This window comes from Streptomyces sp. NPDC088157 (assembly GCF_044741545.1).
GTDB lineage: Bacteria > Actinomycetota > Actinomycetes > Streptomycetales > Streptomycetaceae > Streptomyces.
Genome location: NZ_JBIUSU010000002.1, coordinates 238543 through 252291, shown reverse-complemented (window position 1 = coordinate 252291; position 13749 = coordinate 238543). Strand labels below are relative to the sequence as shown.

Here is a 13749-nt window from a genome sequence, read left to right as displayed (position 1 = left end):
GGGGGGGGGGCCCCCCCCGGGCGGGGGGGGGCGCGCCGCCCCCCCCCCCCCCGGGCCCGGCCCCCCCCCGCCGCCCCGGCCCCCCCCCCCCCCCCCCCCCCCCCCCCCCCCCCCCCCCCCCCCCCCCCCCCCCCCCCCCCCCCCCCCCCCCCCCCCCCCCCCCCCCCCCCAGGGAGACGTGCGACTGCCGGGCGGCCCTCTGTGCGGGTGAGGGCCGCCCGGCCTGGGCCCCGTCGTCAGGTGACGGGGCCACGTACGCGGAACCTTCGAGCGACTCCGCCGAGGGACGGTGCCCCCCCCCGCGCCCCCGAGCCCCGAACGGGCGACGAGGGGGCGCGGGGAGCTGCGCGACCGGCGATCCGGCCCGCAGACGGACTCCGCCGACCCGGGGAGCGCTCAGCGGGGGTTCATTCGAGAAGCTCCGCGTACGAGCCCATGGCCAGGGCGATGTCCGCCTGGGCCCAGAACCGGTGGTACGTGAACACGGGCGCGGCTCCGCCCGCGAGATAGCCCTCGATCTTCGACCAGGCCGGGTCGTTCTTGTAGAAGGAGCGCAGCGAGGCGAAGGTCGAGGAGGAGTTGACCGTGTCGCCGTTCGGCATCTTGCCGCTGAAGCCGCTCGGGACGTACACGCCGTCGTCGAAGCGGTTGTAGTCGGCGCGGGTCTCCGGGACCGCGATGCCGAGGGCATCCTGGTTGTGCGCCCACATCCCGTCCAGGAGCGCCTTCGCGGTCGTCTTCGCCTCCGTGTCACCGGACTTGGCGGCGTAGTACGTCAGGGTCTTGGCGTACGCGGCTGCCACGCCGACGTCGTTGGTGTAGTCCGCGACGGTGACATGAAGTCCCGTGTTGGCTCCGGGACTTGACGAGTTCCAGGTGTCGGGCTGGCCCGACCACTGGAGGGTGGAGGGGATCTGGAAGGTGCCGTCCGGGTTGATCGTGGTCTTGGACAGCGCCCAGTCGACCCACTTGTCGAGGACCGCCTTGGCGCTCGCGTTCCCCGTCTGCTGGTAGTACTCGGCGACCCGCTCCATGGACCACGCCTGGAAGCCGAACCACTGGTTGGACGGCGGGTCGTGGTAGACGGGCTGCTGGTCGTAGTACATGCCGTAGAAGGTCGACGTGCCGGCCGGGGGAGTCGCGTAGCGGCCCGCCCAGCTGTTCGTCGCCCCGCCCGCGATGGCGCCTTCACTGGACTGCAGCCAGCGGTAGAACTCCAGCTGCCGGGTCAGCGACTTCGCCCAGTCCGCCTGGCCCGTCGCCGACTTGGGCTTCAGGTCGGCGTAGCTGCTGAGCGCGTAGGCGGCCAGGGGGTTCTGGTAACCGCCGTGGGTGTGGCTGGATCCGATGCGCCAGGCCCAGCCGGCGCTGGTGTCCGTGGCGCCGCCCCAGGCGTAGTACCAGGACAGCAGGTAGTGCGAGGCGTCCTTGCCGGTGCCGGCCGCGCAGGCGGTCGGTCCGACGCAGTTGCCGATCTTCTTGAAGTACTTGTCGTACATCGCGTAGCGCAGGTAGTCGCCCATCTTCGCGGCCTTGCCGACGGCCGCGGAAACGTCACCGCCCTTGCCCTGGGCCTTGGCCCAGATGTCCGCCCAGTAGGCGGCCTGGACGACCCGTGCGTCGGCGTCGGGGGCGTTGGTGAACTTCCACTGCTTGGCGTAGGAGGAGTCGCCGGTGAACAGGTCCAGGTACCCGTTCGTGCCGCCGTACTTGAAGGCGTCGCAGGTCGGCTGGGGCACCGTCTCCCACACCGACTCCTGCGCCCCGCGCTGGAAGGTGTTGATGTACGACGGGCCGGTGTCCGTCGGGCCGGCCTCGCACTTGCCGGGCGCGTTGCCGTAGCCGTACGTGTTGTCGACGTCCTGCAGCCAGTGCATGCCGTAGACGTCGTCCGTGCCGTACGCGGTCTTCAGTTCACCGGCTATGGGATCCGATCCCACGGACACTCCGCTGTCCAGCTTCGCCGGATACTCGTTCGGAGTGTCCAGCTCGGGCGCGTACGTCGCCGGCTTGGACGCGTTGTAGAACGAGTTGGTCGGCTGGTCGGCGTGGGTGGGGATCATGTACTTCTCCATGATGTCCCAGGCGCCGTTGAACTTGGTCCAGTCGCCGGTGATCTTCCCGTACATGGCCTGCAGCCAGAGAAGGTAGCTGTACGCCTCCGACGTCGTCTCGTGCCCCTGGTCCGGAGCCTCGACGATCAGCGTCTCGACCGAGTGGTACGGGATGCCCTCGGGCGAGAAGTAGCCGTTCGCCGGATTGGTGATCTTGCCGTAGAGGTCGAGGAAGCGGGCGTCGTACGCCTTGGTGCCCGCGATCTCGGTGGCCGTGACCGACGCCTTCGCGTGCCCGGTGGCCGTCGACTCGAAGGTCGCGGCGCCCGTGCCGGAGGCGTTGGCCGTGATGGTGACGTTCTGCGCGGTGCTCCAGTTCGACGGGGTGAAGGTGAGACTGGCGCCGCCCGTCACCGTCAGGCCCGTGTTGCCGGCCGTGCGTGCGGTCGTGACGGTCACGTTCGCCGAGGGCTGGGTCGACAGCTTCAGCGAGTAGGTGCCCGTCTTGCCCTGCTGCACGGCCAGTTGGCTCGCGGAGGCGACCACGGCCGGTCCCGAGGCGACCGTGATGCCGACCGGGGTCGACGACGCCGAGGCGCCCAGGCTGTCGTAGGCCTTGGCCACCAGGGAGTGACTGCCCACGGACAACGCAGAGGCCGACAGGGTGTACGGCGAGCTCGTGTCCGTGCCCAGCAGGGTCGTGTCGTCATAGAACTCGATCTTGCTGATGGTCGCGCTGTCGGCGGCCGCGGCGGTCGCCGCGAGCGGCACCGCGTCCCCCTGCGTGTAGACGGCGCCCGCGGTCGGGCTGGTCAGCACGGTGACCGGCGGCTGGTGCGCGCCGGCACAGGTGGTGCCGTTGACCGCGAAGCTCGCGGGAGCGGCGTTCGTCCCGCTGTAGGTGAACTGCGCGCCCGTGCCGACGGCCGCGCCCGCGGCGATCGTCCCGTTGTACGAGGCGTTGTTCACGGTGATCTGCTGGCCGGACTGCGACCAGCTGCCGTTCCATCCGTTCGTGAGCTTCTGGTTGCCCGGGTAGGAGTACGTCAGGGCCCAGCCGCTGATCGGGTCGGTGCCACGGTTGGTGAGGGTCAGGTCCGCGGTGAACCCTGAGCCCCAGTCGTTGGTCTTGTAGTCCACGCTGCACTGAAGCGCGGCCGCCTGGGCGGGAGTCGTGCTCGTACTGAGCATGGCGAGGGGAAGCGCGAGGGCCGCCACGGCGGCGGTCCACAGGCGCCGCGCCCCGCGACGTCTGCGTGAGGGATCCATGGTGCTGGTTCCTCCTTGCGGCTCGGAGAAGTGGGGGAGGAGCAACAAGCCTTGAACCAGTGGGAGCGCTCCCATAGTGAGGATGGGGGTGAGAGCGGTCAAGGTGCTTGAAGAGTCGAAAAGATTCGACGACGGAGGTTGAGTAAAAGTCAGTGACGCCTCTGTTCTTTGCCACGGCTTGGCGCTAACTTCGAGACACCAGTGGGAGCGGTTCCATCAGTCGACGCGTCTGTCACGACGCGCCTGATCTGCAAGGAGTCGCTCATGCGACACCCCCCGCGTTCAGTACTTTTAGCCGCCGCCGGCACGGTCGCCCTCGTCGCGGGCGCCCTGTTACCGGTCGTCACGGCCCAGGGAGCCGTGCCCGCGTGCACGGTGGAGTACTCGGTCACCGGTCAGTGGGACGCCGGCTTCCAGGGCGCAGTGAAGATCACCAACAACGCGTCTGCTGTGAGCAGTTGGAACCTGACCTTCGATTTCGCGAACGGCCAGAAGGTCACCCAGGGCTGGAGCGCCAAGTGGTCCCAGTCCGGCACGACCGTCACCGCCGCGAACGAGAGCTGGAACGGCTCCCTGGGCACCGGCGCGAGCGCCAGCGCGGGTTTCATCGCCTCCGCGTCGGGGGCGAACGCCGTACCGACGACGTTCAAGCTCAACGGCACGACCTGCAACGCCGACACCCAGCCCACCCCCACGCCGACCCCGACCACACCACCCACGACGGACCCACCGGACACCGGTGACGAGCCGCCCGAGCTGCACGTCTCCGGCAACAAGCTCGTGGACGCCGACGGAAGGACCCGCCGACTGCTCGGCGTGAACCGCTCCGGCGGCGAGTTCATGTGCGTGCAGGGACGCGGCATCTGGGACGGACCGGTCGACGACGCCGCCGTCAAGGCGATCGCCGACTGGAACGTCAACACCGTCCGCATCCCGCTCAACGAGGAGTGCTGGCTTGGCCTGTCCAATATCGACTCGGCCTACAGCGGTACCGATTACGTCAACGCGGTAAAGGATCTGGTGGCCCGCGTCGAGGCGCACGGCATGACGCCGGTCGTCGAACTGCACTGGAACTACGGGCAGTACACCGGAAACTCGGCCGGCTGCTCCGATGTGCACGCGAGCTGCCAGAAGCCGATGCCCGACATGCAGTACACCCCGTCGTTCTGGACCTCGGTGGCCAACACCTTCAAGAGCGACCAGGCCGTCGTGTTCGACCTGTTCAACGAGCCCTACCCGGACCGTGCCACCTCCACGACCACCCAGGCGTGGCAGTGCTGGCGGGACGGCGGCACCTGTCCCGGCATCGGGTACGAGGTCGCCGGTATGCAGGATCTCGTCGACTCCGTACGGGCGACCGGCGCCAGGAACGTGATCCTGGCCGGCGGGCTCGCGTACTCCAACGACCTGAGCCAGTGGCTGACGTACAAGCCCGCCGACCCGACCGGCAATCTCGCCGCCGCGTACCACGTCTACAACTTCAACACCTGCGCGAACACGAGTTGCTGGAACTCCACCCTGGCCCCCGTCGCGGCCCAAGTACCGCTCGTGGCAGGGGAGATCGGGGAGAACACCTGCTCTCACGGCTTCGTCGACCAGGTCATGCGGTGGTTCGACGACCGAGGCCTGTCGTACCTGGGCTGGACCTGGAACACCTGGGACTGCTCCACCGGTCCGTCCCTGATCTCCAACTACGACGGGACGCCCACCGCGTACGGCACCGGCCTGCGCGACCACCTGCGCGCACTCGACGGATAGGCGCCACGGCACCGGAGACCGGACCGAACTCCGGACCGAACCACAGGACCGAACCACCGGAAAGAGCAACCGGAGCAACGAACCACACCCGCAACCGAGAAGGAAACCCGCACTCATGAGCCGTAGCAGAACAGCGGTACTCGCCGCGCTGGCGCTGGTAGCCGGTGCCTCCGGGACGGCGCTCGCCGTCGTCCCCGGCGATCCGGGCATCGCCGCCATCCCGTGCAGCGTCGACTACAAGGTGCAGAACGACTGGGGCACCGGCTTCACCGCCGCCGTCACCGTGACCAACAACTCGGCCGCGAAGTCGAGTTGGGCGGTGAAGTGGGCGTACGCCGGCACTCAGAAGGTCACCAACGCGTGGAACGCGAAGGTCACCCAGTCCGGCACGGCCGTCACCGCCAACAACGAGACCTACAACGGGACGCTGGCGACCGGCGGTTCGGTCAGCTTCGGATTCCAGGGCACCTACAGCGGCACCAACGCGATCCCGACCGCGTTCACCCTCGACGGCGTGACCTGCAACGTCGACAGCGGTACCGGTGGTCCCACCGATCCCGGTCCGACCGACCCCGGCACCCCGTCCGCCAAGGTCGACAACCCCTACGCCGGCGCCAAGGTGTACGTGAACCCCGAATGGTCGGCGAAGGCCGCCGCCGAGACGGGCGGCAGCCGTATCTCCAACCAGCCCACCGGTGTCTGGCTCGACCGCATCGCCGCCATCAACGGTGTGAACGGCGGCATGGGACTGCGCGCCCACCTGGACGCGGCCCTCGCCCAGAAGGGCAGCGGCGAGGAGGTCGTCCAGCTGGTCGTCTACGACCTTCCCGGACGTGACTGCGCGGCCCTCGCCTCCAACGGTGAGCTCGGCCCGACGGAGATCGACAAGTACAAGACGCAGTTCATCGACCCGATCGCGACGATCCTCGCCGACAGCAAGTACGCCGGCCTGCGGATCGTCACCACCATCGAGATCGACTCGCTGCCCAACCTGGTGACCAACACCGGCAGCCGGGCCACCGCCACCGCGGCCTGCGACACCATGAAGGCCAACGGCAACTACGTGAAGGGCGTCGGGTACGCGCTGAACAAGCTCGGCGCGATCCCCAACGTCTACAACTACATCGACGCCGGTCACCACGGCTGGCTCGGCTGGGACGACAACTTCGCCCCGTCCGCCCAGCTCTTCTACCAGGCGGCGACCGCCGAGGGCGCGACCGTCGACGACGTGCACGGCTTCATCACCAACACGGCGAACTACAGCGCCCTGAAGGAGAACAACTTCACCATCAACGACTCCGTGGCCGGCAAGTCGGTCCGCGAGTCCAAGTGGGTGGACTGGAACCGCTACGTCGACGAGCAGTCGTACGCCCAGGCCTTCCGCAACCAGCTGATCACCAGCGGCTTCAAGTCGGACATCGGCATGCTGATCGACACCTCCCGCAACGGCTGGGGCGGCTCCGCCCGGCCCGCCGGCCCGGGCGCCACGACCAGCGTGGACACCTACGTCGACGGCGGCCGCTACGACCGCCGCTTCAACACCGGCAACTGGTGCAACCAGTCCGGCGCCGGCCTCGGTGAGCGTCCCAAGGCCGCACCGGCCGCCGGGATCGACGCGTACGTGTGGATGAAGCCGCCGGGTGAGTCCGACGGTTCCAGCTCCGCCATCGCGAACGACGAGGGCAAGGGCTTCGACCGGATGTGCGACCCGACGTACACGGGCAACCCCCGCAACAACAACAACCTGTCGGGCGCCCTGGCGAACGCGCCGCTGTCCGGACACTGGTTCTCGGCCCAGTTCCAGCAGCTGATGCAGAACGCGTACCCGCCGCTGTAGGCCGTGAGCGGATCCGCACGCCGGTGAGGTGAGGCGACGGTGATCCACCGGGGTCGGTGATCGGCCCTCCGGGCGGAGCCGACCCCGGAGGATCGCGAACTTTGCCGCCGAGCCGTTCCTGTCCGGCCGCTCCAGTTCGTCGGGAGCGGCCGGACAGGCGCGACCGGGCTTGCTGTGGGCGTCCCGCTGTTTGCCGCACCGGCAACAAGAGTGGCCTCGGACCGGTGGGTCGGCGCACGCTGGCGACACACCGGACGAGAGGCTGACACCATGGCGCACCACCCGCACGCACCCCACGGCGACCAGCACGGCAACGGCCATGCCCACGGCCATTCGCACAGCCGTTCACACGGCGACGGTCACGGCACCGACATCGACTGGGCCGAGATGGCTCCGCACCTCGAAGCACAGGCCGAACTGTTCGCGCCCCTGTACGAGAGGGCCCTGTCCTGGCTCGGGAAGGAGGTGACCGAGCCAGGCCTGATCGTGGATGTGGGCAGTGGCCCCGGGGTCGTCTCCTGCCTGTTCGCCGAGACGTTCTCCGGTGCGCGGGTGATCGCGGTCGACGGCTCCGCGCCGCTGCTGGAACGCGCACAGCAGCGGGCCGGCCGACTCGGGTACGGCGACCGTTTCGGCACCCTCACCGGTGAACTCCCCGACGTGCTGGCCGAGTTGGACTACCCGGCCGACCTGCTGTGGGCGGGCCGCAGTCTGCACCACCTGGGCGACCAGTGCGCCGCCCTGGCGTCCTTCGCCGAGCGGCTCGCGCCCGGCGGAACGCTGGCGATCATGGAGGGCGGTCTGCCGCCCCGGTTCCTGCCACGAGACCTCGGCTTCGGGAGGCCGGGCATTCAAGCGCGGTTCGACGCCCTGGAGGAGGAGTGGTTCGCGCGGATGAGGACCGACCTGCCCGGATCTGTCGGCGAGACCGAGGACTGGGCGGCACTGCTCGGCGCGGCCGGCCTGAAGCACACCCGCGCCCGCAGCTTCCTGCTCGACCTGCCCGCGCCCGCCTCCGACCGGGCCCGCGCCTACATCGCCGCGTCGCTGTCCCGGCTGCGGGACGTCTTCGGCGACACCCTCGACCCTGACGACCGCGCCGTGGTGGACCGGCTGCTCGACCCGCAGGACGAGGCGGGCGTGCATCGCAGGGCGGACGTGTTCGTGCTCGCGGCGCACACCGTGCACACGGCGGTGAAGCCGGTCCGGTAGCCACCCCCGAGGATCGAGCCGGCCTGGCGGACCTTGACTTGGAGAGCTCTCCAAGTGATGGACTGCGTGCCGCGCGACGCACGTCGAGCCAGGCTGCGCGACGCAGCCGGCGTGCGTGGCCGACCCACACAGCCGACGTAATGGGGGACACACCATGGGCAACGCATCGGGCGCTTCGGATTCTCCGGTCGCACTGATCACCGGCGGTGGCAGCGGCATCGGCGCCGCAGTCGCGCGGCAGCTGCTGGACGCCGGGTACCGGGTCACCGTCACCGGTCGCGGGGAGGAGCGGCTGCGCGCCTTCGCCGCGGAACTCGGGGAGCCGAAGGGGCTGCTGACGGTGGCCGGGAACGCCGCCGACTACGACTGCGTCCAGTCGGCGGTCGACCGCTCCCTCGCGGAATTCGGTCGCCTGGATGCAGTCGTGGCGAACGCGGGGACCGCCACCCACGACTCGGTCGCCGAGGGCGACCCGGCCGGGTGGAGCGACATGGTGCTGACCAACGTACTCGGCCCCGCGTTCCTCATCAGGGCGTCGATCGACGCCCTGAAGGAGAGCCGGGGACGGATCGTCCTGGTCGGCAGTGTCGCCGGCTTCGTACCCACGCCGGGCAACCTCTACGGGGCGACGAAATGGGCGGTGACCGGTCTCGCCGAGAACACCCGTCGCCAGGTCACCGAGTGGGGTGTCGGCGTGACCCTGGTCGCGCCCGGCCGGGTGGAGACCCCGTTCTGGGACAGCTACGGCAGCCTGCCGCCCGGGCACCTGCTGACCGCCGACCAGATCGCCGACTCCGTCGTCTGGGCTCTCGGGCAACCCGCGGGCGTCGACGTCAACACCGTCGTCGTACGGCCGATCGGGCAGCCCAACTGACGAGCCTGCGACGCGTCGAGGGCGCCCCCCGTCCCAGGGGGCGCCCTCGACGCGAGCGGAAGAACCTCAGCCGACGTCGAACGTCGCCGGGTCGGGACCGATGCGCCGGTCCTCGTTCAGGGCGCTGATCGCCGCCAGGTCCTCGGTGTCCAGGCTGAAGTCGAACACGTCGATGTTCTCCTTGATCCGCGACGGCGTCACGGACTTGGGGATCACGACGTTGCCGAGCTGGAGGTGCCAGCGCAGCACGACCTGGGCCGGGGTGCGGTCGTGCTTGCGGGCGATGGCCACGATCGCCGGAACCTCGAGCAGACCCTTGCCCTGGCCCAGCGGGGACCAGGCCTCGGTGGCGATGCCCCGCTCCGTGTGGATCTCGCGCGAGGCCTGCTGCTGGAGGTGGGGATGCAGCTCGATCTGGTTGACCGCCGGGACGACCGACGTCTCGCCGATCAGCCGCTCCAGATGCTCCGGCAGGAAGTTGGACACGCCGATGGCCCGCACGCGGCCGTCCGCGAGGAGCTTCTCGAACGCCTTGTACGTGTCCACGTAACCGTCGCGGGACGGCAGCGGCCAGTGGATGAGGTACAGGTCCAGGTAGTCCAGACCGAGCTTCTTCAGAGACGTGTCGAACGCGCGGAGCGTCGAGTCGTACCCCTGGTCGCTGTTCCAGAGCTTGGTGGTGACGAAGACGTCCTTGCGGGGCACGCCGGAGGAGTTGATGGCCTTGCCGGTGCCCTCCTCGTTGCCGTAGATCGCCGCTGTGTCGATGCTGCGGTACCCGGCCTCCAGCGCGGTGGAGACCGCCTGCTCCGCCTCGTCGTCCGGCACCTGCCAGACGCCGAAACCCAGCTGGGGCATCTCCACGCCGTTGTTGAGGATGATCGGGGGGACCTTGCTGCTCACGAGCTCTTGATCCTTCGGTTGTCCGTCAAAGTGGTACTCCATCGTCAACGATCACGGCGAGTGATGCATTCCTGACCCCCGGATCCGGCCTTCGGGTACCCGCCGCAACGCCGTCTCATGCCACCGCCGGGAAAACCGCCGGGAGCCTCACGAGCGGTACAGCGCGTCGACCTCGTTCGCGTAGGCGTTCTCGATGGCCTTGCGCTTCAGCTTCAGTGACGGGGTCAGCAGTCCGTGCTCCTCGGTGAAGGGCTGGGCGAGGATGCGGAAGGTGCGGATCGACTCGGCTTTCGAGACCAGCGTGTTCGCCGCTACGACGGACCGGCGCACCTCCGCCTCCAGATCCGGGTCGCTCACCAGCTCGGCCGGTGGCAGCTGCGGTTTGCCGCGCATCTGGAGCCAGTGCTCGACGGCCTCCTGGTCGAGGGTGACCAGGGCGGCCACGAACGGCCGGTCGTTGCCGACGACGATGCACTGGTTGACCAGCGGATGGTCACGCACCCGCTCCTCCAGCGGCCCGGGCGAGACGCTCTTGCCGCCCGAGGTGACGAGGATCTCCTTCTTGCGGCCGGTGATGGTGAGATAGCCGTCCTCGTCGAGCGATCCCAGGTCGCCGGTGGCCAACCAGCCGTCGTGCAGGGTCTGGTCGGTGGCCTTGGGATTGTTGAGATAGCCCTGGAACACGTTGTCGCCGCGCAGCCAGATCTCGCTGTCGTCCGCGATGTGCACGGTCATGCCGGGGATGGCCTGGCCGACCGTGCCGTATCTCGTGCGCCCGGGCGGGTTGGCGGTCGCGGCCGCCGTCGTCTCGGTCAGGCCGTAGCCCTCGTAGATCTGTACGCCCGCGCCGGCGAAGAACAGGCCGAGCTTGCGGTCCATGGCCGAGCCGCCGGACATGGCGTGCCGCACGCGGCCGCCCATCGCCGCGCGGACCTTGGAGTAGACGAGCTTCTCGAACAGCTGGTGCTGCATACGCAGACCCGCCGAGGGCCCGGGCCCGATGCCCCAGGCCTTCGCCTCGACCGCCTCGGCGTAGTTGACGGCCACGTCGACGGCCTTCTCGAACGGTCCCGCCCTGCCTTCCCGCTCCGCCTTGCGGCGGGCCGCGTTGAACACCTTCTCGAAGATGTACGGCACGGCCAGGAAGAACGAAGGCCGGAAGGCGGCCAGGTCGGGGAGCAGGGCGGCCGCGTGCAGCTGGGGCTGGTGGCCGAAGCGGACCCTGCCGCGGATCGCGGCGATCTGCACCATCCGACCGAAGACATGCGCGAGCGGCAGGAACAGCAGGGTCGCCGCCTCGTCGCCCTTTTTCGAGTGGAACACCGGCTCCCAGCGCTCGATGACGGTGTCCGCCTCGAACATGAAGTTGCCGTGCGAGATGACACAGCCCTTGGGCCGGCCCGTCGTACCGGACGTGTAGATGATCGTCGCGGTCGAGTCGGGGGTGACCGCCTCCCGGTGCCGGTGCACCACGTCGTCCTCGATGGAGGCGCCGGCGTCGTACAGCTCCTGCACGCAGCCCGAGTCCAGCTGCCACAGCTGCCGCAGCCGGGGGAGGCGGTCGATGACGGTGGCGATGGTCATCGAGTGGTCCTCGTGCTCGACGACCGCGGCCGTGCACTCGGCGTCGTAGAGCATCCAGAAACACTGCTCGGCCGAGGAGGTCGGGTAGACCGGCACCACCTGGGCGCCGATCGTCCACAGGGCGAAGTCGAAGAGCGTCCACTCGTAGCGGGTGCGGGACATGATCGCGACACGGTCGCCGAAGCGGATGCCCTGGGCGAGGAGCCCCTTGGCGAGGGCGAGGACCTCGTCGCGGAACTCGCCGGCGGTCACGTCCCGCCATTCGCCCTCCTCGTCCTTGCGGCCGAGAGCGACGTACTGCGGGTCCTCCTGGGCGTGCCGGAACACGACGTCGGCCAGACCGCCCACCGGCGGTGCCAACGCCAACGGAGGGTTCGTGAACTCACGCAAACCCGCACCCCGCTTCTCATGGCCGCACAGCGCCGTGAAAACTACCCCACCCGACGACAGGAGGGGAGGGGGCGGAAGGCGAGCGATGCTCTCGTCCGCGCTGGTCAGTGCCGGAAAATGGGCTCACATGGGGAAGGGTCGGACACAAAACTGACGGCGGAGTAAGTTTCGGCACCGTAATCTCCACCGAATCTGCCCGGACCGCTTACGCTGCCCGACCCCTTTCGGGGTCCGTCACGGCCCGCGCCGCACGAACCCCTTCCCGGGATCAAGGGCGGGAGGTCGCCCGCCCCTCCGGCAGCGCGGGAGCATCCGCCCGCGTCACTCCGACCGCCGCCGCCCGCGGCGGTCTGACCAGGACGAGGACGAGCGCCGCCGCGACCACGCCCGCGCAGCCCGCCGTCACCAGCGCCGTGTCCAGCCCGGAGGCGAACGCGGACCGCAGGGTGTCCTCGGAGAACGTGCCGCGCAGCGCACCGGCCCCGCCACCCGCCAGCGCGTGGGACGCGTCGTGCGGGAGGGTGTCGGTCATCCGGGAGGTCACCACGGTGCCGAACACCGCGACCCCCAGCGCGTACCCCAGCTGCCGTACGGTGTTCACCGCCCCGCCCGCCATCCCGGCCCGCGCCGGTTCCACCGCGGCCAGCGCCGCCCCCGCGACGGTGGGCGCGACGAAACCGGTTCCGATGCCCACCAGCACGAACCCGGGCACCAGCGCCGTCCAGTCGGAACCCGCGCCGAGCACGGCCTGGCAGAAGCAGCCCCCGCCGATCAGCAGGAGCCCGCCGCCGATGGTCAGCCGGGCCGGAACGCCGTGCAACCGCTTGCCCACCACGACCGCCGTGACCATGGCGGCCACCGTCATCGGGAGCAGCGTGAGCCCACCGCGCACCGGGCTCATCCCCAGCAGCGTCTGCATCCAGATGGAGAGATACGGCGTCACCCCGAACGCCACGCCGTTGAAGGCGAACGCGCCGACCATCACCCCCACGAACGCAGGCCGGCGCAGCAGCGACAGGTCGAGCAGCGGATGCGCCGCCCGCCGCTCCGCCAGCACGAAGCACACCAGCGCGAGCGCGGCGAGCCCGAACGAGGCGAGCGTCTCCGACGCCGTCCAGCCCTGCGCACCGGCCCGCACGACGGCGTACGCCGTACCGCCCGCGAAGACCGCGAAGGTCGCCGTGCCCGCCCAGTCGACCCGCATCCCGCGCGGCCCCCTGGACTCCGGCACCGCCTTCAGCGTCAGCCACACCGCGACCACGCTCACCGGCAGGTTCACGTAGAAGATCCATCGCCAGCCCGGCCCCTCGGCCAGCAGCCCGCCCAGCACCGGCCCGACCGCCGCGGCCGCGCCGCTCACCGCGCCCCACACCCCGAGCGCCGCCGACCGCTCCCGCCCCTGGTAGACCGAGCCGAGCAGCGGCAACGTCGTCGCCAGCATCGCGGCCGCACCCACCCCCTGCAGGGCCCGTGCGGCGACCAGGGTGGCCGGCCCGCTCGCCAGCCCGCACAGCAGCGACGCCGTCGCGAACAGCACCACACCCGCCACGTGCACCCGGCGGCGCCCCAGGATGTCGGCGGTGGCCCCGGCCCCCAGCAGCAGCGCGGCCAGCGCGAGCGCGTACCCGTCGACGACCCCTTGCAGATCGCTCAGCGACGCGTGCAACGCCCGCGCCATGTCCGGCAGCGCCACGATCACGATCGTCACGTCCAGCAACAACATGAACGTGCCCAGGCACACCGCTGTCAGCGGCCCCCATATACGCATGTCCCGCCCTCCGTCCTTCCTCTGCGACTGATGCGAAGTGCTCCGTACGATGGACGAGACGCGGCCGATCACCATGGAATTCGACGCCTGGCCGGCGGAA

8 protein-coding genes are annotated in these 13749 nt (G+C 70.0%); 4 read left to right on the top strand and 4 right to left on the bottom strand.

What is annotated here, in order from left to right:
- Window positions 1-407 precede the first annotated feature (407 nt).
- Window positions 408-3323 (bottom strand): glycoside hydrolase family 48 protein, encoded by a 2916-nt coding sequence (locus ACIPFH_RS07490; RefSeq protein WP_401824121.1) that lies wholly within the window; start codon window positions 3321-3323, stop codon window positions 408-410.
- 264 nt (window positions 3324-3587) lie between these two features.
- On the opposite strand from ACIPFH_RS07490, the gene ACIPFH_RS07485 reads away from it, so the two are divergent.
- The 4 genes from ACIPFH_RS07485 to ACIPFH_RS07470 all read left to right on the top strand — a co-directional run bounded on the left by ACIPFH_RS07485 (window position 3588) and on the right by ACIPFH_RS07470 (window position 9004).
- Window positions 3588-5081, top strand: coding sequence for a cellulase family glycosylhydrolase (locus ACIPFH_RS07485; RefSeq protein WP_401824119.1), 1494 nt, complete (start codon window positions 3588-3590; stop codon window positions 5079-5081).
- Between the two features lie 115 nt (window positions 5082-5196).
- A complete protein-coding gene (locus ACIPFH_RS07480; protein WP_401824118.1) occupies window positions 5197-6918 on the top strand; it encodes a glycoside hydrolase family 6 protein in 1722 nt (573 codons plus the stop codon).
- 270 nt (window positions 6919-7188) lie between these two features.
- Complete coding sequence (locus ACIPFH_RS07475) at window positions 7189-8130, top strand: class I SAM-dependent methyltransferase (RefSeq protein ID WP_401824116.1); 942 nt, start codon at window positions 7189-7191, stop codon at window positions 8128-8130.
- A gap of 154 nt (window positions 8131-8284) precedes the next feature.
- Window positions 8285-9004, top strand: a complete 720-nt coding sequence (locus ACIPFH_RS07470) for an SDR family oxidoreductase (protein WP_401824114.1) — start codon at window positions 8285-8287, stop codon at window positions 9002-9004.
- A gap of 66 nt (window positions 9005-9070) precedes the next feature.
- Here the strand turns inward: ACIPFH_RS07470 and ACIPFH_RS07465 are convergent, their stop codons facing one another.
- The 3 genes from ACIPFH_RS07465 to ACIPFH_RS07455 all read right to left on the bottom strand — a co-directional run bounded on the left by ACIPFH_RS07465 (window position 9071) and on the right by ACIPFH_RS07455 (window position 13649).
- The gene (locus ACIPFH_RS07465; protein ID WP_359122731.1) at window positions 9071-9907 is read right to left on the bottom strand and encodes an aldo/keto reductase; all 837 of its coding nucleotides are present in this window, start codon (window positions 9905-9907) and stop codon (window positions 9071-9073) included.
- 147 nt (window positions 9908-10054) lie between these two features.
- Entirely contained in the window at window positions 10055-11881 is a 1827-nt protein-coding gene (locus ACIPFH_RS07460) for an AMP-dependent synthetase/ligase (protein WP_401824112.1), read from the bottom strand.
- A 268-nt stretch (window positions 11882-12149) separates the two neighbouring features.
- A complete protein-coding gene (locus ACIPFH_RS07455; RefSeq protein ID WP_401824110.1) occupies window positions 12150-13649 on the bottom strand; it encodes an MFS transporter in 1500 nt (499 codons plus the stop codon).
- Window positions 13650-13749: the final 100 nt, after the last annotated feature.